We start from the raw sequence: 23,157 nt of genomic DNA on the forward strand, positions 1-23,157 counted from the left end.
TGAAAAAAGCAAACATCCTTGTCTGGCCCTGCTTCCTGCATGGGCTTTTCCCACTTTGACTGTTACCGATTTTGTTTGCGCACTAGGCGCCAATTGTCCCGTTTACAATAGGTTCAAAAGCGGTGAGTGAATCCATTAACGCAGCATTTCCTAAGCCCGTTTGAGGGAATAGTTCTCGCATACGTCCTTGTTCGCCGTGTAATGCGAGGTAATTAAGGATAACGGTTTCTACTAATAAGTTAACGTTGTTCGCGGCTGGTGTTGCTGATGTTTCCACTGCACCGTCTCGACGCATATAGCCGACCTGTTGGCTAACAGCTTGTTCTTCAGGGGTAGCGCCGATCAAGTTTGGCGTACCATTCGGGTTGTAAACCAAGAAGAATGAAGCAGCGGTGGACGAGTTATCTCCCGTCCACACTCCTTTGCCTCGACCACCTTCAGAATCGTCAATCATGCCGTTACTAAATACAGAGCCGTCGCTGACCACATACATCATGACGGGGGTGTTCAAGCGAGCGGCATATTCAAGAACCGCGCCCATGCATCTGCCGGCACGTAAATCTCGTGCTTCACCGGTTGAACGGTTACCGGTATGATAGTCGTAACCACCCATGGTAATTGTCCCCGCACCAGCAAAGCCATTCATGACTAGCTTCATTACTGAAGCTGTTTTTTGGAATTCGCGGTCACCGTCAAATTCCTCTTGAGTGAAGATACCAGCAGGTCCGACAATATCAGTGTCTAATTCAGGATTAAGTGACGATGGGTCACCGAATCTATCGGCAATATCAGCACTTTTTACATAACCGCAACGGACTAACTTTTTCAGGTCGCTATCACTTGCAACTTGTGTGTTCACATTAGACAGTTTCATGTCGCTAATACGTTGAATTGATTCCATTACTGATACAGCGTCGCCTTGATTCAATAAGCCAACAAGGTCACCAGTATCAACTAAACCGGTCACATCAGAGGGACGATCTACCTTGGTTGGACGCTTTGCAGCATCAATCATGGCCGCGGGTGACATCGAGCTGCCACCACTATCAGAGTTTCTTGAACCGATGAGCGTTAGCAGTGAGCCATCAGCACCTGCACGGTTAATGCCGTACATTGGGTTGTGTGGGTTATTACCGGTATCATTTTCTGAACGCGCTGGAATAACAGCACCGTTCACGTTTGCTCGGTTAGTTATTGCGAGTTTATCTTGGATGCCGCGTAAAAAGCCGCTATCGGCATGGAACGCTAAGCCAAGTTCGTTGTTTATAAAGTCTGAAAGCTCGCCGTCTGCATTGGCAATGCTTGGGATCATATCGCCAGGTAAACCTTGGCGGCTATAGCCTTGGGTGCTTAAGAAGTCTAACTGACCACCACGACCACCAACTAAAACATTTGAGCCAGCAACGTTCACACCGCCGGCCAAATCAAACACGATAAATGGAATTTTGCCTGCACCTTGCGTTGCGATACCGCAATCACCTTTTAGCGCTTCCAAATCAGCTGATAACGAGGCATGCGCTTTATTCGGCGCTAACATGCTCAGTACAGAACCACCTACAACAGCCGCGGTTCCGGCACAAAAGCCTTGAGAAATAAACTCTCGACGTGTGACTGGACGGCCATGGTCTTGGTGAAACAGGGGCGCATCAACATCGGTACCATCACGGCCGCCTAAGCCACCATGATCAGTTCGTGCGCTGGCACCGACAGAGTATTTCTTTGAAAATGTATGTATTGTCTTTTTCATATTATTCACCTTTTCTCTCTGCTATTGCATGACAACAGCAGCACTGCCGAGCACGGCTGCACAAGTTGCTTTCGCTACTGTGGGTGTAGTTTGCGCAGAACAAGAATTGTTATTCGAACAAGTTGTTAAGCGGTCGATGAGTGAGTTTAACTCTGTGCCAACTAAACCTGTATCAGGTTGTGAGGCTAATCCTGGGCCAATCATTCTGTCGACCAGTGGATTTATAAGTGCTTCTCTATCATCGCTATTAAAACCTTCATTCGCATTCTTCGAGAAATTAAATGCTGGGAACATGCCCGAGCGCAGACTGGTATCTTCAACTAAAACGTCACAATAACGTATAGCCATTTGCGTTATAGCCATCTGGTTCGAGGCCAAGAAACTCCCCATATCCGTTACACTGGGTAACTGTTGACGAAGTTGATTATAGGTTTCATTTACTTGAGTTTGTGAGGCCGACACGCCAGTTAGTGCAGACATACTGGCATTCACTTCAGCGAAATTACGAATACCGATATCTGATTGTGGCGGTAAATCAACAGGTGGCGCGGCAACTGGAATTTCTGCTGCTGGACGCGAAGACACAGAGTCACCTAATACTTCGAACGTCAGGAAGAACTCGTCTTGAACGGGTCCCTTCAGCACAGGAATAATAGTACCTTGAGTTGAAAGCGGCATACCCAGTTCACCTTCAGATGCTTGCACACCATCAACAGTGAGATTCAAGGTTGCAAATACTTGACCGCCTGTCGCTTCACGACCATTCACACCAATGCGAATACCGGTCAATGTGATGCCATCTAGGTTAGCGTTTTCATCTAAACTGATCATAAATGGTTCGGTAAATAAGTAGCTGTATGTATCGAACTGACTCACTTCAAAGCCAACATAGCTTTGTGGTACGTTGATCACATCTGAAATACCAAACAGTAGGAAGAATTTCTCACCTACACCAGCATCGAAGTTCTTCACGATTTGTTCTTCTGTTAGTACACGGTTGTGCATGGCAGCCATACGAATAGTACCTGCCCATGGAACATCACCAGAGACTTCATTACCCAATACAAACGCGAAGCTATCGTCCCAATCGTTCAAGCCAGTGGCTTCGATTTCATCTTCATCATCAGTGAATTCGCCATTGACATAGATTCGACGACCGCCGTTACCATCATAGTTCACAACTACGTGTTGTAAGGCTGCCTGTAAATCTTCATCTGCGTCACGTGTACTAAGCGCAGGCATACCATTTGTATCAGTGTTGCCGTGGCGAAGTAACATATCGTAATTATAGAGTGTTTGACCTAGCGTGAAGTTTCTTCTGTCACGGCCACCTGAATAGCTCACTATTCTTGCTGGTCCTTCTTGAGTGACATTGGCTGGAGCAACCCACGCTTCAATCGCGAATTCGCCAGTGGCTACAATTAAGTCGTGAATTTTTTTACTGTCGCTGGTCGCACCTTGTGCTTTACCGTCAGTAAGCTGTATACCATTGCCACCAACCCATTCGTAACCGCCACTTAAGGTAAGGTTTAGTGCTGGTTCAATACCGCTAGTATCAAATGCAATGTTGCCTGAGCCTGTTTTAAACTCCCATTTTGCGATCACATTGCTTTCGAATCGACCACCGCCGGTTGCTAAAGTACCGTCAAACAGCGTTAGGGCATGCGAGCTAACTAAATCAGGATTTAATTCTGTCACCACAATCGCATCTGACATTGCACGAATAGTGTCTGCTAGCGCTTGGCCATCTGCAGCACAGTTATCGCTCCAGCAGTTATGGAATTCATCACGCAAACGAGCAACGACACGAGAATCTTCAGGTGTATCAAGATTCATTTTCGAGATAGATGCAGCGTAAGCTTCGCTAATATCCGACGACGCTAAGTACGGCGAAATTGGAATGGCAGCTGATGACTGGTGACAATCAACACAGTGTGCACGCAATACCGGATATACTTCAGCTTCAAAAAGCGCAGGGCTTTCAGGGAAGTTTTTGTTAGCCCCCGGAATTTTCACTACCGGTGCTTGTAGCTCAATGCTGGTTGCTGTTTCTTCTGTCGCTAACCAGTTGCCGATCCATGTCGTCATAATATCAGCACAAGCATTGTCATCACTTAGCCAGCAGTTATGGCCGCCAGCGACTTTGGTCACAATGGCAGATTCACTAATTTGCGATTGATTAACCAGTGCATTTACTTCTGAGTAAGCAAGGTTGATGTCATCGAAGCGAGCAAAAGGAGGAGATTGCTGGTCTTGCACGTGACACGCGCCGCAACGATCTGCTTTGGCAATATTGTCCCACACGGCTAATTTAAAGTTTTGTACGTCTGTGGTTGCTGGAGCAGGGCCAGAGTAGTTTACTACGGGTTGCTCAACAGGAGGTGGCAATGGCGTTTGTTCAACTTCGGTATCACTACCGCCGCCGCAACTCGCTAATAACAGGATGGCTACACTAGCAACGCCAACATGACGAAGCGCGTTTAAAAAGTTGTTTTCACTTGATGTAGGGTTAGAAGTAAACATGATTATTCCCCCTTGCAGTAGTCTGCTGTGGCGGCAAACACGTTTTTAATATTGTAATTATTTCCTACAAAATCAGCTTGGATATCGCTGATTGCGCTGCGGTCGGCCGCATCTTGAGGGTCACGTAAGCATACATTCTGGAATACTTTTGTTACTTGGCATTGTGCAAAGGTCTGGCTATTCGCTAACTCTTCACCCATAGATTTAGCACCGCTACCAGTGCCAGGTAGACTAGACGACCAACCGATGGTTTGATTTTGGCCTTCTCGCCAGTAGTTGTCCCACGTATCGTCCATGGTGACATAACCAAACGGGAAGTTGTTTGAGTTGATCCAGTACTTGGCTTGCACTCGAAGTTGCGTTTCAGGATCAGTTTGTCCTTCACTGTTATATACGATGCTGCCGTTTTCACCTTCAGGATCAGCTTCAACATTATATTCATAATTATAATAAGCAAAGGCTTGAGCTAGCGGGTCCATACCAGAGTGACAACCCGAGCAGGAGTTAGTGAAAATTCGACTATCGCCGCCTGGACTGCGACTGAGATCTTGTCTAATTCTATCTGGTGGTAAACTTGTATCTTTAAATGCTTCTAAATCACCACACATATGGTTCATTAAGGTAAAGCGGAACATTGCGCGATTAGTACCATCTTTGAAGAATGATTTTGCAGCTGCGCGCGTTGTCATCACACCGGCCGTTGCTTCTGCGGGAATGCCCGTGAGCGAAGACTGAGTTGTGGCAACCAATACGCTTGAAAGGTCTGCACCATTATTTTCTAAGCTTTCGTAATGAGCATTGTTGGTTCTGCTATAAGCTGGAGCGCCAGTACTGTTATCGCCCACGTATAAGATATCGCCCATTAATACTTGGCGAAAATCCACATCGTCTCTTACCATGCCGATCACAGTTGCAGTGTAATCATTTAACGGAGCGAATACATCGAACTCTTCGTTGGTCCAAGGGGTAACCCAATTTTTAATGGTCACGTTGTAGAAGCTTGGCGATGCCATTGCAATTTCGGCAGCGGCTTGAGCGTCTCCAGATTCGATGAGGTCGGCCATTTGTTGAATGACTTCTGCACTACCCGGAACACCTGCTAGGCGATCATGCATGCGTTTGGCTTGTTCTAGGGAACCAGCATTAGCAGTGGCGCACAATATGATTAGCGGAACAGCAACACACGCCTTCTTTAGCATCCTGCTAGCAGAAGCGATGGTTTGCTTTCCTTTATAGATAGCAGATTTTTGTGATAGCGGGCGTTTGGATTCATTATTAAACAAATACATCGAACCAACTCCTTTTATGAATTTGACCTACGTTATACCCGCCTTTCGTTGTCAGTAAGTTATTTTGTGCAATCAATAAGTGTAGAGTGCTATACCGATTCATACTTTTCTCGGTCATTGATCAAAATACGAACAACGCAATTGGGCTTAAAAGTTGAGCGTTACAAGAAACGTGCCGCGTGGCCTATCTATCTGTTTTAACATATAAATATTTGAGGTGGCCTCGCCTTTCTAGCTTCTTTTTATAAAAACCGGAGTCAAAGGTGTTACCAATGACAGACAGTGCAAAGGTATTTTTTTACACAAATTCAGTATAAAATTTGAACTTGTGTGCTGGGTGCCTTGCCAGCTCTAGGGTGTGGAGGAAAAGTACGTGGTATGGAGAGATTCACGGTTACCCTAATTCTGCCGACAACGCTGTTATATGCCTATTTTTGTATATAACTTATTGTGCAAATCGTTTTATTTTTATATCAGTTTGGTTATAGATAGTCGCAAATGTAGGGTAGAAAAATATACCTAAAACCGACGGTATATTATTTAATCCGTACATATAGAAAACAAGATTGCTGTAGGCACAGTATGCTGTCAGTCTGTTCATCCTGACGCAAATTGTACCTTTAAGCAAGGCTGTTTTAGGTGCAAATAAATATACGTTTAAGGCTAGGTGAGATAAGGCGTTGCACTTTGGTGACACTATAAATCATAGCACTAGAGCAGTATCGTTAGGATGCGAAATAATCTGTAAAGTGAGCAAAGAAAAATGAAAATTCAAGCGTACAAAACTAACAAACCGTTCAATAAATATAGCCGAAACGTTTTTCTTTGCTCATTGCTGTTAGGACTTGCTGCGTGTGGTGGTGAAAACATTACCTCAGAGGAGCAGGACCCCGACCCCGTTGTTGTTGACGTGCCAATTGCTGTTATTAAACGCGACTTAAGTGTAGAAGATGCTGATATGCAGCGTTCTATTACTGAACCTGCTTTATTCATACCTGGCGCATCACTCATTATCAAAGCGCGCGCCAATGCTAGTGCAGCAGAAGTTGATATTACTGCTGACGTTTTTGCTGATCGTGTTGACGAAGACGGTGAGCGCTTACCTATTGATGTGAAAGATCTAGAGAGCTCTTACGATGGCTCACGTCTTATTTTTAGTATGCGTGCGCCAGAAGATGAAGATGCTGATGATGATGAGCAACCTACCTGGAATATTTGGGAATATATTGTTGAGACTAAAGAGCTCAGAAGAGTCATTGGGTCGAACATTGTTGCTGAAGCGGGGGAAGATACCGGACCTGTCTATTTAGCAGATGGGCGCATATTGTTCAGTTCAACACGCCAACGTGGTAATCAAGCGGTGTTGCTTGATGAAGGCAAACCCCAGTATGCAGGCCTTGAGGAAGGTAGAGACGTGCATGCGTCCGTTCTGCATATCATGGATGCAAATGGCGAAAATATTCAGCAAATTTCATATAACCAAAGTCATGACCTAGACCCTCTAGTAACGCCTAATGGAAAAATTATTTTTAGCCGCTGGGATCAGTTTTCTGGCAATAAAGGTGTTCATCTTTACCAAATGAATCCAGATGGAAGCGATTTAGAATTATTATATGGCCGACACAGCCATGTCGATTCAAACGGCGATAATGCAGACATTCAATTCACGCAAACACGAGTGACACCAGACGATCGTATTCTTGTTGCTCTCACCCCTTTTGAGAAGGAAGAGTTAGGTACTGATTTTGTTGCTATCGACGTTGCTAATTATATTGATAATTTCACACCTATTGCCTCGGCCGATTCACTTAGTGGTCCGGCACAAGAGAAAGCCTTGTTTGACAACATCGATATTGAAGCTGAAATTTCCCCAGGTGGCTATATAGCCGCTTTGTATCCTCTGTTTGATGGTAGTGGTCGTCAGTTGTTTTCATGGTCTCAGTGCCGCCTATTAGCACCATTGCCTGCAGATGCTGAAGAAGATGCTGTGCGCTCTATCGTGCCTTGTGATGAACAAAATTTAAATGATCCTGAGTTTGAACAAGCGCCGCCTTTATATGGTTTGTGGATGTTTGACCCGGAAGAGGGCACGCAACTACCTTTAGTGGTGCCACAAGAAAACTTTGCCTATTCAGAAGTAGTTGCGGTTGAAAGTCGCCCGTTTCCAGCCGACCCAGAGACGACAATAGACAGCACTGAAACGGCCTTAATTGATGCTGGCATGGGTATTATTCATATTCGCAGTGTGTATGACTTTGCCGGTGAAGATTTAAGCCCTGCTGGCTTAGTCAATATGGCCGATCCGACACAAGTAGCCGTGGACGACCGTCCTGCACGCTTCCTACGTATTGTGAAAAGTGTGTCGATCCCAGATGACGATACTCTCGACTTAGATAATAGCGCCTTCGGCCGTTCACGCGACCAACTGATGCGCGAACTATTGGGTTACACACCTATTCAACCTGATGGTTCAGTGAAGGTTGCAGTGCCTGCTAATTTGCCCTTCGCCTTAAGCATTGTTGATGCTGAGGGTAAACGTATTTCAGCACGCCATGAAAACTGGTTGCAAGTGGCACCGGGTGAAACGAAAACATGTAATGGTTGCCACAATGGCAGCAATAACTCTGACATTACATTTCGGCCGCATGGTCGTGCAGATGCAGAAGCGCCTTCAATTAATTTAGGGGCACCTAGCACGGGTGTACCTTTCCCGAACACTAATCCTGCATTGTTTACCGACCTAGGCGAGACGATGGCAGAAACCGTCACACGCATTAACGGTGTGCCAAACTTAACACCCGATATCATTTTTGAAGATGTGTGGACTGACCCCGCTGTGCAAACGCCAGCAGAGTCTTACGAACTTGCTTATGCCGATTTATCAACCGCGCTACCCATTACGCAAAGCTGTGCACAAACGTGGACCTCTATTTGCCGCACGGTGATTAATTTCCCTGATCATATTCAGCCTTTATTCGAGCTAGACAGATCCATTGTCGATGTTGATGGAATGGTCGTGAGCGACAATACTTGTGTAGCCTGTCATAACCGGTTTGATGCTGATAATGTCTTGCAAGTACCTGCTGGTCAGTTAGAACTTACTGGTAATCCGTCGCCAGCTGATGCAGACTTACTCACTAGCTATCGCGAGCTACTGTTTAATGATGTTGAACAAGAGCTTGTCGACGGCGCGTTATTGCCACGTTTGGTTCCAGTATTCGATAATAATGGCGATCCTGTCTTTGAGTTAGATGAAGAAGGCGAGCCTATTGTCGACCCCGAAGGTAACTTCATTCAAGTCACACAACAGGTTCCTGTTGCTTCATCTATGAGAGTGAACGGCGCGCGCGCAAGTGGCCGGTTTTTTGCTGTGTTCGAAGAAGGCGGCAGTCATGAAGCTTGGCTAACGCCAGCTGAATTGAAAATGATTAACGAATGGCTAGATGTCGGTGGCCAAAATTATAATAACCCATTTGATGCACCAACTAATTAATGAAACTACATTTTAACTTTGTTGTACTGCTTGTTTTAACGTGGGCAAGCTGCTTCAGCTTCTCGGCAAAAGCCGATGAACTGGTAGTGACCATCGTTGAACCTTATATTGATTTTCGCACTGGCCCTGCTAGTGAATACCCCATTTTTCACGTGGCTGAACAAGGGGAAGCGATCACCATTTTGAAAAAGCGAACTGGCTGGTACAAGGCTCGCACCGAGAAAGGTGAAGAGGGCTGGGTGTCAGCTGAGCAATTGGGTAAAACCATTAAGCCGAGTGGTGAAGTGCTTTATGTGCCCACCGGAACCTTTGAAGACTACGGCAATCGGAACTTCGAATTCAGTGTTTTTGGTGGTGTACTTGAGAGTGTGACCTCTCTATCGGTTGGCACATCTTGGAAATGGACCGATAACCTTATTGCAGAGGCAACATTTGCACAGGCACTGGGGAACTTTTCTGAAAATATTTTATGGTCAGCGCGTTTGCAACACCATACCTTTCCGGAATGGAAATTAAGTCCTTACTTAACCATTGGCGCAGGCCAAATAAGAACACGTCCGCGCTCTAACTTAGTGCAGAGTGGTGATGAAGTGCGAAAAAGCGATATGTATGAAGTGGGTGCCGGTTTACGTTACTACTTTGCTCGTAACGTAGTGGTGAAACTAGAGTACCGAAACATCGTTGCTTTGACCGACAGAGACGATCAAGAAAGACTAGAAGAAATTAAACTCGGGTTTGCGGTGTTCTTTTAAGATAAAGAATAGTCGGTCTAAAAACACCGACGCAAGCACGAAATTACGATGACCAATACCATGGTGAAATGAATGACAAAACTGAAAACCAGCTTTCAAAACTTAAGCTGCCTGAGCATTGGCAAACTGCTTATCGCAAGCGCCTTATTATTAAGTACGCAAGTAAGCGCCAATTCAGCGCCTAGCGCTCAAGATCAAGAAGCCCAGGAACGTCCGCCAGCCTTAATCGATCCCAATGTTGAGCGTCGTGAAATTGATGAGTCAGATATCGATACAGAAAATTTCGAAATCGGTGTGTTTGGTGGCTTTATTAGTATTGAAGATTTTGAGTCAGATGCCGTAGTTGGCGCTACGATTGCGTATCATGTGAACGAAAATTTCTTCTTGGAAGCTGCCTATGCGCAGACCACTGCAGGACAGACAAGCTTCGAGAAACTCTCGGGTGGCGCGCCGTTTCTTACCGATGAGGAACGTGACTATAGGTATTATAACTTATCACTAGGTTATAACATCAATGGTGAAAGTTTCTTCACAGATACATTAGTCTTTAACTCAGATTTTTACTTTACGGTAGGCGCTGGTAGCACCGAATTTGGTGGTGATGAGCGTTTTACTGTGAGTGTTGGAGCAGGATACCGACTGCTGTTTACCGATTTTTGGGCGCTAAGAATAGACGTGCGTGATCACGTTTTTAATAGCGACATCATCGGGGTAGAAAAGGATGTTCACAACTTAGCATTTACGCTAAGCACAACATTCTTCTTTTAATTGACGGGACCAGACAATGATTTTTAAGCAAACGAATTTAAGTAAGACAGGCTCACGCAAAGCCAGCTCAAAGAGTACTTTGGGCAAATTCATCCTATTAGGCGCAGCCACTTTAAGCTTGTGTTTGGGTGCTGCAAACGTATCTGCGAAACCAGTATCTGGTGAGAAGTCACCTGATTTTACCCTGAAGAGTAAAGATGGCGGTAACATGCGTTTGTCTGAACAGCGCGGCAATATCGTGTTGGTAAACTTCTGGGCAAGCTGGTGTGGCCCATGTCGTGAAGAACTGCCGGCATTTGAAGAGTTGTATCAAGAATATCAAGATTTGGGTGTTGAGATTTTAGCCGTCAACGTTGACGACGACCCTGAGAAGGCAAATGTCTTGCTTGACGATATTGAAGTGAGTTTCCCAGTACTGTTTGATACGTCTGGTGATGTCAGCCAATTATATGATGTAAACGCAATGCCAACGACGGTGATGGTTGACCGTGACGGCAATGTGCGTTTATTGCACCCTGGTTACCGTAAAGGTGACGAAAAGAAATATGAAAAAGCGATTAAAATGTTGATGAGAGAGTAATGACCATGAAATTTTTCAGTAAATCTTCACTCAAATTATCAGTAGTCGCCTTAACAGCAATGTTAGGCAGTGGTTGTGCGAGCACCTTCGAAATATCTAACCCATTGGCGAATCTTGAACCGTGGGTTAAGCCTTATGAGCGCAGTAATTTAGCCGATCCGATTATGAGTATGAATCGTAATCCGGTGGCATTAGCCTATGCAAAACACGTGTTTGAATCTCGTGAAGGCGCACGTGGCGCAGATGGTGGCGCAGGTGGTGGTTGTGGTTGCAACTAGCACAGACACGGCAAAAGCCATTCGTCAGAATTTGAAATTGATCAAAGCCTGTTTAGTAACACTCGCGCTGATAGTGAGCTCCATTGTGGTGAGCGTCACTAATGCTGCCGTGTTACCGACAGAGCGTGCTGATGTTCTGTATCACGCTTACGAAGGTGATGGTGTCACGATAGATGGTCCTTCAGTGCTGTTGCGTAAGAATATCGGCGGCAAAGTGTCAGTATCTGCAAATTATTATGTTGATACTGTATCTGGCGCATCTATTGATGTGCGTTCTACCGCAAGCCCATATAAAGAAGTTCGCAAAGAAAAAACCGTCGGAGTGGACTTCTTACATAACAAAACCTTGTTGAGTACTAGCTTCACCAACAGTAGCGAAAATGACTTCGAAGCAAACTCAGTGTATGTCGGTATTAGCCAAGATTTCTTCGGCGACCTAAGTACCATTACTTTAAGTTATTCTAAAGGGTGGGATGTTGTAGGACGTCGTGGTGACGAAAGCTTCGAAGAAGAGGCTGATCGTCAGAAGTTTGGTTTCGGGTTTAGCCAAGTGGCAACCAAAAGTTTGATAGTTGGTTTTAACGTTGAGCATATATCCGACGAGGGCTATTTAAATAACCCTTACCGTGCAGTTCGCTTCTTAGATTCCAGCACCGACAGAGGTTTCAGCTTTGCAACGGAGTCTTATCCTCGTACTCGTTCAAGTACCGCGTATTCTGTTAATGCTAACTACTATCTTCCCTATCGTGCTGCGGTTTACGGCGATGCTCGAACCTATAGCGATACCTGGGGAATTCAAGCGAAAAACTTCCGTATTGGCTACATCCAACCCTATAAAGACGAATGGTTGTTTGAATTTTTTGTTCGTTATTACGAACAGGACAAAGCGGATTTTTATCAAGATTTATTCAGTCGCCCAAATGAGTTTAACTTCATGGCCCGCGACAAGGAAATGAGCACCTATAACGGTATCACTGCCGGTATTAGCGTTGCTTACGAATGGCAATTCTCTCAAACCGCTATCTTTAAAAAGAGCGCGGTGCATTTTGAATGGGATTACATGAAATTTGCGTACGATGACTTCAGAGATGCTACGGCCGAAGCGCCAGTAGGTGAAGAACCATTGTTCGGGTTTTCTGCAAACGTGTTACGCATTTTTGCTTCAGTTTGGTACTAATTTATGACAACAACTTTGAATAAACTTATTCAACTTAGCGCAATGATGCTGTTTGCTCTTTCTATGAATATCGCAATGCCAGTGGCAGCACAAGAACCATCGGAAGATACGGCCAATGATGATGCGCCAGTATTAGCGCCTGTCGCGCAAGCAACACCTATCCCTGATAGCGAACTAGCGGCAGAGATGGAAACCCTGAAACAAGCGCTAGTGAATTTGAATAGAGACCTATTTATCCTAGAAGAAGACTTACTCTTCCCTTCTAGCACGCAAGTGGCCGTTTATTTAGCGATGGATGTTGGTGAATACTTCAAATTAGATTCTGTCGAGTTGAAAATTGATGGTGAGTTGGCGACCAATTACTTATATACCGACCGACAAGTGAATGCTCTATACAAAGGCGGTGTGCAACGCTTGTATGTGGGTAATGTGAATCAAGGGGCGCGTGAAGTTACCGCGATATTCATTGGTACCGGCCCTGAAAACCGTCCGTACAAGCGAGCGGTTACACTTGAGTTTGACAAAGATGATGAAGCTGCCACTGTTGAATTAAAGATTGTTGATTCGACCAGCAAGCAGCAACCTGTTTTTGAAGCTTCATTGCTATAGGGTTTATATCGTTTATGAAGCCTAGTGCGTCAATCCTCATTCGTTTGAAAAACACCGGTAAGCTGCTTTCTGTTGCCGTGCTAACAGCTGCCTTGTCGGCCTGCTTTTCAACGCCAAAACCTGATCCCGAACCGGAAGATACCCGTTCTGCTGAGCAAATATTAGCGCAAAAGCGCCAGCAGGTAGCGTTTGGACAAGTCTTGTATAGCTATTTTCAAGACGTGCCTGATCAAACTTTGCTTCAAGAAGCGCTTACTCGCTTAAACGAACAAATCGCACAAACTCCCTACGAGACTGACAACAACGACCGTCTGGAATTGATGAAAGGTGCAGTGAGTCTTCAGTTGGGCATGACACAGCAGGCCGAAATCATATTCAACCGTTTGCTTAGTGACTCTACAGATGACTATATTCGCGCGAATACTTGGTTCTGGTTAGCCAAGTCTGGTTTTGCCCAGAAACGTGACCGCATTAGTCAGCGTGCCTATGCGGCGATTATGGACAATGATTTGGATGACGAGCTGAGTGAAGAGCATTTTGAAGAGTTGTTGTATCAGGTAAGCCACGAAAAAATGGAAGCGGGTGAAGACTGGCTAACGATCGCCAATGAGTTGCCGAGTGATTCTATTTATCAAACCTACTTACTTGCAAACCAAGCAGTGATATCGCATAGCCAAGCGGACTATGAGACCGCGAATAACTATTTTATTGCAGCTAAACAGCAATTAGACAATACACCGATAGAGAATGCAGTGCAGGACCCGGCCGACAATAACAGTTGGTGGTCATGGTTCGACTGGTTTGGCAATGGCTTAAGTGCGACGCAAGAGGAACAAGCCAATAAAGAGCGCAATGCTTTATTTGATCGTCTGAACTACGGTTTGGGCATCAGCCTACTTGATAACAAAGACTACACTAATGCTTTGATCGCACTTCAGCAAATTGGTCGTGAATCTTTAGAAGCGGAACAGTCGTTACTTACCTACGGTTGGACCTTAGCACAAGAAAATCGCTGGCCGCTAGCGATGGCGGCTTGGCAATATTTGCGTGACAATAGCCAAGGTATTTATGCCTTGCAAGCCAGTCACGGTTTAGCGTTTGGTTACGAACAACAAGGTGCTTTGGCTGAAGCTTTTCAGTCATTACGTGATTCTTCAAGGCAGCTTGATATTGCCATGAGTACGCTGGAAACGTTTGATTTGGCAGTCCAAGAAGAAGACTTTTTCGACACGGTGACGGACGGCAATTGGCCGGTTGAACATCGTGACCTTCAGATCTTATTACTCAGTGGTGATGGTGAGATAGATTCTGCGTATTTGCTAGATGTAAGGCGTCAAGCTAAGCAACTGCTGAATACACTCGACGGGAATTTGCGCCAGATTGATAGCATGTATCGTTTGCTAGACGAGCGCGAGCAAGCCTTTATTGAACGCAGTGAGAATCTATCACTTACGACCGCTCAGCTTACTTTGGATGAGGCCCTAACTCGCATAGAAACTTATGAAGAAGCGTTGAACGCAGCCAATGTCCCAATGACGCTATTTGCTAATGAAGAACAACTGTCAGCCATTGCTCGATTAGAAAAGTCAGAGCAACGTATTGAGCGCATTAATAACGAACGTGAACGTAAGTTATCGAAGAAATACGCACAGCGCGTCGCCAGATTGAAAGGGTTTTTAGCTTGGCAACTTTCTGAAGCTTACCCTGAAAGCCGATGGCAGCATCAAAAGCAGCTGAATCACTTGAAAGGTGCGTACCAACAAGCGGACAAACAATATCAACAACTCAGCTCTTTACAGAACAACACGGCAATTATAGATGAGCAGCGTAGTCGCGTTGATGCTATGGCGGTGAGCGCAAATGCTGACTATGTGAAAACCAAAGCGTTAGTCGATTCAATCACAGCTAGACTAACGCAATTCTTGCGGGCCAACATGGCGATGCGTATGCAGGAATTAGCTGATCAACAAGTTGCCACACGTTTAGCCATTATCCGTTTGCAAGATTTAGCGCAACCTGAGAGGGGGCGTTAAGATGCAAAAGTTAATTCAAACAGCCCTTATCTTGTCATGCAGTATATTCGTTGCTAGTTGCGGGATATTTAGTTCCGAGGAAGAATCTGTCATCAATGAAGGGGTGAGCAATCGTCCGACCTTGGCTGAGCTAGATTTACAACCTTTAAAGGTTGAACCATCGATAGCACCGCGACTTTCATTGAAAGAGACCCGAGATGAATATGCAGCGCTCCTTCCACTGTTGAAAGATGAAAAACAGAAGCAGCAGGTGGCTTTTCGTTTAGCTGATATCGAAATGCAATTAGCAGAATTGGCACAGGAAGAAGGTATTCCTCTGGAAACTCAGCAAGCACAGAGTCAAGCTGACAGCCGCAATGTTGATACAGGTATCGATCAAGGTATAGGCACGCTGCAACCTGCGAGCTACTTTAATCAGGCCATTTCACGCTATCGCGAAGTGCTTGAACAGCAAGCTTCAATTGTGGCTGAAGCACAGCGCTTAGCCGAAGAAGCGGCCAACTCGACAATTACCGACAAAGAAATTCAAGCAAGACTGGTAGAGGCAAAACGCACTGAAACCAAATATATGGATGCGATGTATCAGCTGTCGCGTGCGCTTGACCTAGACGGCAAAAAAGTCGAGAGCGTCGAAATAGCGCAGCGCTTTTTACGCACTTTCCCTACCGCAACGCACTCTGTGACTAACTATCATATTGAGTTGTATTTCCGAATTGGTGAATACTACTTTACGCGTGGCGATTACCCAGCCGCCGTAGACAACTATGGCCAAGTATTGGCGCTATCTGAACAAACTTCTAGCCTGACCGCAAATAATTTCTACGGTATCTCTGCTTACATGCAGGGGTGGAGCTTCTTCAAACAAGAAGATCATGGCAACGCTTTGGTATCTTTCTCAAAAATGCTCGATGACACCTTAGAAGATAACTCATACACGCAAACCTTTATCAGTGTGGATGAGCTGCCTTTAGGGCAACAAAAGTTGGTGAAAGACACGCTTCGTATCATGGCACTACTATTCTCTTATCAGGGAAATGGTGAAGCAATCAAAGATTTCTTTGCGACCAATGGTCAGCGTGCATATGAGAACCTTATTTATGAAGAGCTTGCTCAGCAACATTTAAACAATGACCGCTTTAAAGACAGCGCGGATACCTTGCTTGTTTTTGCGAATACCTATCCTATTCATGAGCGTGCAGTTGAGTTTTACGTGAAACACATTGATGCATATATCTTAGGTGATTTCCCGGCACTGGTGTTAGAAGCAAAACGCGGTTTTGTTGAAGCTTATGGGGTTGATGGACCGCACTTTGACGGTTTACAAACGCTTGTTGGACGCCAAACCAGTAATTACCTGCGCCAATATCTGAAAGAATTAGCACAAAACGAGCACAGCATAGCCCAAACAGTTGAAGCCATGATGGCAAACGCATCATCTTCAAAAGCAGCAGAGTCAGGCGCAGAAACGGCAGCAAGTTCGTTTGTGGGTAGCCAAGTGAGCGAGGCGCAAAGTTCCTCTTGGAGCACAGCATCAATCAACGATTTAATGAAAACAAAGCAAGAAGCCTTTGAACTTGCTGCGGTTTATTATGACCAGTTTATCCGTACTTTCTCGCCAGATGATGAAGTGCCACAAATGCGTTTCTACTTAGCTGAAGCCTTAAGCTCAGCAAATAAATTGAATCGCGCAATAGAAAGCTTTGAGATTTATGCATACGAAGACTCGCCGAACCCGCTGGCTAGTGAAGCTGCTTATGCTGCATTAATATTGTTTGAAACCTTGACGGAACGTGCGGTCGACCGGGATGTTAGCTTCAAAAATCAATTAGAAGCTCGCAAGATGGTCAGCCAACAGTTATTCGTTGAAAACTTTGCCAGTGACCCTCGCACAGTCAATGTTGCGCAGTCTCTTATGCAGCGTTTATTCGAGCAAGAGAAGTATATTGAATCAATGCGCTGGGCGAATTGGTTGCTGTCGGGCGATAAGCTAAACGGCTTGGCATATGCTCGTGCAAACTTGCCTGAGGCAAGCCTAAGTGAACAACACATTGGCGTGCACGAGCTAGAGAAAGAAAGCCTTATTTCAGCACGCTTAGTGCTAGCGCATGGTAACTTTGCCTTAGAAAACTATGTGGTGGCGCAAGCTGGTTACGAAACCCTCTTAAGCATATTACCGGCGGATGATGAGCGTATTAAAGAGCTCACTAATCGTCTCGCGGCTACATTCTTCCAGCAGTCTGAACAAGTACTTGCCCGTGCAAATGTGAAAGAAGCCTTAGCTGCACCCATTCCCGAGGGTGAAGATATTGCGGTACTCAGCGAAACACAAAAGTTAGCGTTAGCTGACAGTGTGGCCTTACTGCAACGCATTATGCGTCAAACACCAAATTCAACGTTCAGAGCGGCTGCGCAATACGATACAGCAACTTACTTACTTGCTTTAGAAGACTGGTCAGCGGCCTTGCCGCTATTATTAGATTTCCAAACGCGCTTCCCGAAAAACGAGCTAGTATCCACTATTCCAGGCAAACTCTTGGTCGCATATGAGAAGTCAGAGCAATGGGCTCCCGCTGCTAAGCTATTGATGGCTCAGCATGCAGCAAATCCGGACAGCCAGCTCGGTAGAGAGTCTATGTTTGTGGCGGCTGAATATTACTTAAAGGCAAATGACCGTGAGAAAGCATTAGACACTTTCCGTTCCTATGCGCATCGCTATCCAAATCCGCTTTCAGATGCGAATGAAGCGCGCTTTAAAATGACCGAGTTCTATCAAGAAAGTGGCGAAGAATCGAAACGCCGTTTCTGGTTAAATAAATTGATCGAGGCGGACCGAAATGCTGGTGACCAACGCTCCGCTCGCTCGCGGTACTTAGCTGCGATGGGCTCTATGGTCTTTGCTAAGGATGCCGACAACGCTTACCAAAAGATCAAGCTAACATTGCCACTCAATAAGAGCTTACAGCGCAAGCAAACAGCATTGAAAACAGCCATTGCTCGCTACGACGGCGTGATGTCTTACGGCATTGCTGAGTACACCACAGAAGCAAACTATGCATTAGCAAATCTGTATTCTGTGTTGGCCGTTGATCTGATGGATTCTGCTAGACCAAACGGTTTATCGGCGCTGGAAATGAGTCAGTACGAATTATTGCTAGAAGAGCAGGCTTTCCCGTTTGAAGAAACGGCGATTACCTTGCATGAAAACAATGCCAAACGCGCTCATGATGGTTTGTATGACGATTGGGTGAAAGAAAGCTTACGTACACTAGAAGGTTTCCTTCCTGTGCGCTATCGCAAGCCAGAACAAATTGAGGACTTGAGTGTTGAAGACTTTGAATAACAAACGACTCCTGCAATCGCTGCTTGTCTTGAGCTTTGGCGTCATGATGAGTGCCTGTTCTAGCTTACCTTCTCTCCCAACTTTTGGGAGTGATGAGCAAAGCGCGACAGAAGCAGAGCAAAAAACGGAAGAAGTACTTAACGATGGTACTGAACCAGCAGCGCAAGTAATGAGCGAAGAAGAACTAGCTGAGCAAGCCTTGATGTTAGAGGCTCAGGGCTTGATGGCATCCATAAACGCTTATCAAGTGGAAAACCAAAGTCAGAAAAAGCTGAATTCCAGTCAATTACAGGATATACAAAATGCGATGAATGCCTTGGCTGCAGGAAACACTGACGGCGCATTAAGCGAGGTTCAGCGAGTACTAGACGATCCCGATTTCTTTGCCGCTCCGCATACCTCAGTCTGGGTCTTACGTGGTGATATCCATCAGCGAGCGACGAACATTGAACAGGCGATTAAAGATTACGAAGTTGCTATTGCGCTGTCAGCAAACAATTATCAAGCGCTGAACCGCTTGGGCAAATTGCACAGAGATATGGGCAACTTTGAGCAGGCGAAAGAATATTACAACCAAGCCTTAAAAGCGTGGCCTGGTAATGCATCGACTTATCGTAATCGTGGCATTTTAAATGACTTATACATTGGTGATAAAGCCTCAGCCCTAAGCGATTATAGGCTGTATAAAGCTTTACTCGATATACAAGTACAAAGTACTGATACGCCAGCTAAAGCACTGTTGAAAGAACAACGCTTAGCAGGGCAGTGGATCACCGATATTAAACGCCAATTAAAGGCCATCGCGCGGGAGCAAGCTAATGGGTAAATTCGTTTTCAAACGTAGCACTTCATTACTCTTGTTATTGCACTTTGGTCTTTCAGCAGCAATCGCTCAAGAACCAGAGACAGAAGCTTTAGAAGAGCAGTCTCCCATTGATGTGCGCGTCGCATCTGACGGAAATGTCTCAGCTAGCGGTGATGTGCTGCGCTTAGAAGAAACGATTCGTGGAAACAAAGAACAGCCAAAGGTATTGTCAATTGTACCTTGGCAGTTGCCATTGCATCAGCGTATCGATCGCAATGAAAACCGGTGGGCGCCTATTAAAACATCACTTAAGCCACTGGTAAGAAAAAAATTTTTAAAGGAGATTAATCTTCTTGAAGGGATTCAAAACAGCCAAACTACCACTTCGGTTAGCGCTGAAAAGTAGCTCTTGGGTATAAATTCAGCAACTTGTTGATGGTACAGAATACATAAGTTCAAAGCGTATTCACATACACTGTCAGTAGTCAAAATTGCATAACTTCACCAAGCCTTCAAAATGCAGTGTTCATAAGAACGATTGAGGCTTGATAAACAACTGATCACTACATTTTGAGAGGATATCATGGATACCATCGTACGCTTTTTCCAAGAAGGGGGTTCGTTTATGTTCCCTATCTCTATCGTTCTAGCTATTGGTTTAGCAATCGCTTTAGAGCGTTATTGGTTCTTGGGTTCTGCCCGTCGCACGAATAAAAAAGCGTTTAAAGAGCTAGAGCCTTTACTTGCTAGCCAAAACTTCGACAAGATTATTCAAATCACTCAAAATAGCACTGCACCCATTGCACGCGTTATTGGTGCCGGCATCACACGTCTAGGTGTAAGCCCTCGTCGTGAAGACATAGAATACGCAATGGAAGAAGGTTTGATGGAAACCGTTCCTCGCCTAGAAAAACGTACACAATATTTGGGCATGCTAGCCAACATCTCAACCTTGTTGGGGTTGTTAGGTACTATCATCGGTCTGATTGCTGCTTTCTCAGCAGTCGCAAACGCTGATCCATCAGAGAAAGCGAGCTTATTGTCGCAAAGTATCTCTGTTGCGATGAACACAACGGCTTACGGTTTGATTGCTGCAATTCCTCTATTACTGCTTCATTCATTGTTACAAACGAAAACGACTGAAATCGTAGAAAGTATGGAAATGGCTGGCGTGAAGTGCTTGAACACACTTATCGCAAAAGAGAATCTTGGCCCAAAAACACGTACGACTGACCAGTAGGAAGCATTCTCATGATTGGACGACGCCACGGGCGTAACGCCAAGAAAGAAGACGCTGAATTAGACATCACCTCGTTCATGAATTTGATGATCGTACTGGTGCCTGTCTTATTAATGATGATGGTGTTTTCGAGAATTACGGTTGTTGAACTTCAATTACCGGGCATTGAGGCACTTGCTGCCGACGATGAGCCAATTGAAAATCAAAGCTTAGAAATTCTTGTGACCGATGACGCATTGAATATTTTCTTCCCGCAAGGCTATTTGGTACGAAGTGTGCCGAAAATACCCGCCGTGCCTGAAGAAGGTGAAGCGCCTGCTCCAATTGGCACAGAACCTGTTATGCAGCACGATTATAAAGGGCTGCAAACACAACTTAAACTAGTGAAACAAACGCTATTAGCACAGTCTATCGACAAGAAAGACATTGTGTTAATGCTACCGGACGAAACTGACTATCAAACGATTATTAGCTTGATTGACGCGACACGCTCCTACAAGGCCGTTGTTGCAGTATCGGTAGTCGACGCAGAGTTGTTTCCAGAAGTCTCTTTAGCAGAAGCACCAGCTCGCTATGAACTTAAAAATGCGGGAGGTGCACAATGAAGCAATCAGCACGCGCTAAACGCATGGCTCGCGCCAATAAAAGTCGCACAGCAAAGTTGAGTCTAGTATCGCTGATGGATGTTTTTACGGTACTCGTTTTCTTTCTAATGCTAAATGCTTCAGATGTGCAAGTATTGCAACGTGATAACTCTGTTGAACTACCAAAATCAACAGTAAAAACACCAGCAAAAGAAACGCTGTTGTTGATGATCACTGCGCAAGACATTCTGTTGCAAGGTAAGTCATTAGCGAAGACCAATGATTTGTACGAGCAGCGCGAATATACGATTGATGCGCTGAAAACGGAGTTGTTGTATCAAGCTTCGCGTACCGTTGCTGCGCCAGTAGATAGTGAAGATCCTGATGCAGAAGATCCGGGCTTATCGATTACTATCATGGGCGATAAATCGGTCCCTTACGAGATTTTAAAGAAAATTATGCAAACCAGCGCTGAAGCCGGTTATACCAATATCGCCTTGGCGGTAGAGAACCAGCTTGAATCAAATAGTGATGTGGCTGCACCAGTTGATGACGCAAGTCAGGGTGGTGGATAATGAGCAGCGCGAACTACAGTAAGGTTTATTTTCATTCAGAGCTCCCTTGGGAAAGCAGTTCAAGGGAAAATGCAGCATTCACCAAAATAACGATCGTGTTGCTATTGCTCACGCTAGCAATTGCGGTGTTTGTGCAAATAACAGAGTTACCTGAGATACCGCGAGCGGAGCGTGAAAAACTGCCACCGCAATTAGCTAAGGTAATTAAAGCGAAGGAACCACCTCCGCCACCGAAGGTGATTGAGCCAGAGCCTAAACCAGAGCCTGAACCTGAAAAACCAAAGGAAGAGCCAAAGCCAGAGCCGAAGCCAGAACCAAAACCTGAGCCTAAGCCAGAGCCGAAGCCCAAACCTAAGCCGAAGCCAAAAGAGCCGACTTTAGAAGAGAAAACGAAAGAAGCGCGTGAAACGGCGAAAAGCAAAGGTGTACTCGCCTTGCAAGATCAACTCGCCAGTATGCGTGATGCCGCCAACTTAAATAATTTGGCGAATACACAGCAAACTCAAGGCGGTGGTCAACAAGAAAGCACGCAACGCAAGATTCTAGGTCGTGAAACCAATAAAACCAGTGGCGGTATTGCGCTGGGAAGTTTGAGCTCCGACGTTGGCGCTGCGGGTGAACTTGAGGGACGTCGTAATACTGAATTTGTGGCAGCTGAAATAGGTGAGGCGTCATTGGCGACCAAGCGTATTGAAGAAGAGCAGCAAATTATTGGTAGTCGTGATCTCGATAGTATCAGACAGATACTCGACGCCAACAAAGGTGCAGTGTATTCCTTGTATCGTCGTGCCTTGCGTCAAGACCCGTCTATTGAGGGTAAGCTAACCGTGCGTTTGGTAATTGAGCCGGATGGTTCATTGTCAGAAGTGAAGTTAGTTAACAGTGAGCTGGATGCACCTGAACTGGTGGAGAAACTCATTGGACGTATTGGTCTTATTAACTTTGGTGTTCAAAACGTTACCAAAACTGAGTTAGAATACTCGTTCAATTTCTTACCATTTTAGAATTATGAACGATGATAGCTTAAAGGGCGAAGCAAATGCTTCGCCCTCTTCCTCACCTAATGACTCATCAGCAGACACTGCGAGTGAGCCAGCAGCACAGCAAAATCAACAAGCGAACAACCCACTGCATGGCGTTAAGTTACAAGCAATTGTAGAAAAACTAGAGGCTGAATACGGTTGGGAAGGGCTTGCTTATCGTATCAACATCAATTGCTTTAAGTCTGACCCCTCAGTGAAAAGTAGTTTGAAATTCTTGCGCCGTACGCCGTGGGCGAGAGACAAAGTAGAACGTTTATATTTGAAGACTTTCCATAAGAAATATCGTCCTGAGAGCTATTAGCGACAGTTGATCTTTGGGTC

General features: G+C 45.3%; 19 protein-coding genes. 16 read left to right on the forward strand and 3 right to left on the reverse strand.

All coding sequences use genetic code 11. The annotated features are described in order from the left end of the window. Positions 1 to 82: 82 nt before the first annotated feature. The 3 genes from RM556_RS16285 to RM556_RS16295 are packed head-to-tail and all read right to left on the reverse strand — an operon-like array spanning position 83 to position 5,559. Positions 83 to 1,747 carry a hypothetical protein gene (locus tag RM556_RS16285; RefSeq protein WP_311375109.1) on the reverse strand — a complete coding sequence of 555 codons (1,665 nt, stop codon included), beginning with the start codon at positions 1,745 to 1,747 and terminating at the stop codon, positions 83 to 85. Positions 1,748 to 1,768: 21 nt separating this feature from the next. Next, on the reverse strand, positions 1,769 to 4,270 hold the full coding sequence (locus RM556_RS16290; protein ID WP_311375110.1) for a LamG domain-containing protein: 2,502 nt from the start codon (positions 4,268 to 4,270) through the stop codon (positions 1,769 to 1,771). Between the two features lie 2 nt (positions 4,271 to 4,272). Next, positions 4,273 to 5,559 (reverse strand): hypothetical protein, encoded by a 1,287-nt coding sequence (locus RM556_RS16295; protein WP_409220101.1) that lies wholly within the window; start codon positions 5,557 to 5,559, stop codon positions 4,273 to 4,275. A 763-nt stretch (positions 5,560 to 6,322) separates the two neighbouring features. On the opposite strand from RM556_RS16295, the gene RM556_RS16300 reads away from it, so the two are divergent. The 16 genes from RM556_RS16300 to RM556_RS16375 all read left to right on the forward strand — a co-directional run bounded on the left by RM556_RS16300 (position 6,323) and on the right by RM556_RS16375 (position 23,137). Next, the gene (locus RM556_RS16300) at positions 6,323 to 9,052 is read left to right on the forward strand and encodes a hypothetical protein (protein ID WP_311375111.1); all 2,730 of its coding nucleotides are present in this window, start codon (positions 6,323 to 6,325) and stop codon (positions 9,050 to 9,052) included. Then, complete coding sequence (locus RM556_RS16305) at positions 9,052 to 9,804, forward strand: SH3 domain-containing protein (protein WP_311362601.1); 753 nt, start codon at positions 9,052 to 9,054, stop codon at positions 9,802 to 9,804. Before RM556_RS16300 ends, RM556_RS16305 begins: the two co-directional genes overlap by 1 nt. A gap of 72 nt (positions 9,805 to 9,876) precedes the next feature. Continuing rightward, positions 9,877 to 10,572 (forward strand): outer membrane beta-barrel domain-containing protein, encoded by a 696-nt coding sequence (locus tag RM556_RS16310; protein ID WP_311375112.1) that lies wholly within the window; start codon positions 9,877 to 9,879, stop codon positions 10,570 to 10,572. A gap of 16 nt (positions 10,573 to 10,588) precedes the next feature. Next, positions 10,589 to 11,152: a TlpA disulfide reductase family protein gene (locus tag RM556_RS16315; RefSeq protein ID WP_311375113.1), complete on the forward strand. Its 564-nt coding sequence runs from the start codon at positions 10,589 to 10,591 to the stop codon at positions 11,150 to 11,152. A 5-nt stretch (positions 11,153 to 11,157) separates the two neighbouring features. Continuing rightward, positions 11,158 to 11,430 (forward strand): DUF4266 domain-containing protein, encoded by a 273-nt coding sequence (locus RM556_RS16320; RefSeq protein WP_311362655.1) that lies wholly within the window; start codon positions 11,158 to 11,160, stop codon positions 11,428 to 11,430. After that, positions 11,396 to 12,607 carry a DUF3570 domain-containing protein gene (locus RM556_RS16325; protein WP_311375137.1) on the forward strand — a complete coding sequence of 404 codons (1,212 nt, stop codon included), beginning with the start codon at positions 11,396 to 11,398 and terminating at the stop codon, positions 12,605 to 12,607. Before RM556_RS16320 ends, RM556_RS16325 begins: the two co-directional genes overlap by 35 nt. 3 nt (positions 12,608 to 12,610) lie before the next feature. Continuing rightward, the gene (locus RM556_RS16330) at positions 12,611 to 13,216 is read left to right on the forward strand and encodes a hypothetical protein (protein WP_311375114.1); all 606 of its coding nucleotides are present in this window, start codon (positions 12,611 to 12,613) and stop codon (positions 13,214 to 13,216) included. Positions 13,217 to 13,230: 14 nt separating this feature from the next. After that, positions 13,231 to 15,249, forward strand: coding sequence for a hypothetical protein (locus RM556_RS16335; RefSeq protein ID WP_311362597.1), 2,019 nt, complete (start codon positions 13,231 to 13,233; stop codon positions 15,247 to 15,249). A 1-nt stretch (position 15,250) separates the two neighbouring features. Next, positions 15,251 to 18,589, forward strand: a complete 3,339-nt coding sequence (locus tag RM556_RS16340) for a tetratricopeptide repeat protein (protein ID WP_311375115.1) — start codon at positions 15,251 to 15,253, stop codon at positions 18,587 to 18,589. Then, the gene (locus tag RM556_RS16345; RefSeq protein ID WP_311375116.1) at positions 18,570 to 19,415 is read left to right on the forward strand and encodes a tetratricopeptide repeat protein; all 846 of its coding nucleotides are present in this window, start codon (positions 18,570 to 18,572) and stop codon (positions 19,413 to 19,415) included. Before RM556_RS16340 ends, RM556_RS16345 begins: the two co-directional genes overlap by 20 nt. Further along, the gene (locus RM556_RS16350; protein WP_311375117.1) at positions 19,408 to 19,800 is read left to right on the forward strand and encodes a hypothetical protein; all 393 of its coding nucleotides are present in this window, start codon (positions 19,408 to 19,410) and stop codon (positions 19,798 to 19,800) included. Before RM556_RS16345 ends, RM556_RS16350 begins: the two co-directional genes overlap by 8 nt. Positions 19,801 to 19,977: 177 nt before the next feature. Next, positions 19,978 to 20,634 (forward strand): MotA/TolQ/ExbB proton channel family protein, encoded by a 657-nt coding sequence (locus RM556_RS16355; RefSeq protein ID WP_311375118.1) that lies wholly within the window; start codon positions 19,978 to 19,980, stop codon positions 20,632 to 20,634. Between the two features lie 11 nt (positions 20,635 to 20,645). Then, a complete protein-coding gene (locus tag RM556_RS16360) occupies positions 20,646 to 21,239 on the forward strand; it encodes a biopolymer transporter ExbD (protein ID WP_311375119.1) in 594 nt (197 codons plus the stop codon). Continuing rightward, complete coding sequence (locus RM556_RS16365) at positions 21,236 to 21,793, forward strand: biopolymer transporter ExbD (RefSeq protein WP_311375120.1); 558 nt, start codon at positions 21,236 to 21,238, stop codon at positions 21,791 to 21,793. The genes RM556_RS16360 and RM556_RS16365 overlap by 4 nt, the downstream gene beginning before the upstream one ends. Next, positions 21,793 to 22,797: an AgmX/PglI C-terminal domain-containing protein gene (locus RM556_RS16370; protein WP_311362590.1), complete on the forward strand. Its 1,005-nt coding sequence runs from the start codon at positions 21,793 to 21,795 to the stop codon at positions 22,795 to 22,797. Before RM556_RS16365 ends, RM556_RS16370 begins: the two co-directional genes overlap by 1 nt. Positions 22,798 to 22,921: 124 nt before the next feature. Beyond that, on the forward strand, positions 22,922 to 23,137 hold the full coding sequence (locus RM556_RS16375) for a VF530 family protein (RefSeq protein WP_311375138.1): 216 nt from the start codon (positions 22,922 to 22,924) through the stop codon (positions 23,135 to 23,137). Positions 23,138 to 23,157: the final 20 nt, after the last annotated feature.

The organism is Alteromonas sp. W364, from assembly GCF_031846205.1.
Classification (GTDB): domain Bacteria; phylum Pseudomonadota; class Gammaproteobacteria; order Enterobacterales; family Alteromonadaceae; genus Glaciecola; species Glaciecola blandensis.

Coding starts and splice junctions, on each gene's coding strand:
- RM556_RS16285 (WP_311375109.1), bottom strand. CDS start 1,747: ATGAAAAAGACAATACATACATTTTCAAAGAAATACTCTGTCGGTGCC.
- RM556_RS16290 (WP_311375110.1), bottom strand. CDS start 4,270: ATGTTTACTTCTAACCCTACATCAAGTGAAAACAACTTTTTAAACGCG.
- RM556_RS16295 (WP_409220101.1), bottom strand. CDS start 5,559: ATGTATTTGTTTAATAATGAATCCAAACGCCCGCTATCACAAAAATCT.
- RM556_RS16300 (WP_311375111.1), top strand. CDS start 6,323: ATGAAAATTCAAGCGTACAAAACTAACAAACCGTTCAATAAATATAGC.
- RM556_RS16305 (WP_311362601.1), top strand. CDS start 9,052: ATGAAACTACATTTTAACTTTGTTGTACTGCTTGTTTTAACGTGGGCA.
- RM556_RS16310 (WP_311375112.1), top strand. CDS start 9,877: ATGACAAAACTGAAAACCAGCTTTCAAAACTTAAGCTGCCTGAGCATT.
- RM556_RS16315 (WP_311375113.1), top strand. CDS start 10,589: ATGATTTTTAAGCAAACGAATTTAAGTAAGACAGGCTCACGCAAAGCC.
- RM556_RS16320 (WP_311362655.1), top strand. CDS start 11,158: ATGAAATTTTTCAGTAAATCTTCACTCAAATTATCAGTAGTCGCCTTA.
- RM556_RS16325 (WP_311375137.1), top strand. CDS start 11,396: ATGGTGGCGCAGGTGGTGGTTGTGGTTGCAACTAGCACAGACACGGCA.
- RM556_RS16330 (WP_311375114.1), top strand. CDS start 12,611: ATGACAACAACTTTGAATAAACTTATTCAACTTAGCGCAATGATGCTG.
- RM556_RS16335 (WP_311362597.1), top strand. CDS start 13,231: ATGAAGCCTAGTGCGTCAATCCTCATTCGTTTGAAAAACACCGGTAAG.
- RM556_RS16340 (WP_311375115.1), top strand. CDS start 15,251: ATGCAAAAGTTAATTCAAACAGCCCTTATCTTGTCATGCAGTATATTC.
- RM556_RS16350 (WP_311375117.1), top strand. CDS start 19,408: ATGGGTAAATTCGTTTTCAAACGTAGCACTTCATTACTCTTGTTATTG.
- RM556_RS16355 (WP_311375118.1), top strand. CDS start 19,978: ATGGATACCATCGTACGCTTTTTCCAAGAAGGGGGTTCGTTTATGTTC.
- RM556_RS16360 (WP_311375119.1), top strand. CDS start 20,646: ATGATTGGACGACGCCACGGGCGTAACGCCAAGAAAGAAGACGCTGAA.
- RM556_RS16365 (WP_311375120.1), top strand. CDS start 21,236: ATGAAGCAATCAGCACGCGCTAAACGCATGGCTCGCGCCAATAAAAGT.
- RM556_RS16370 (WP_311362590.1), top strand. CDS start 21,793: ATGAGCAGCGCGAACTACAGTAAGGTTTATTTTCATTCAGAGCTCCCT.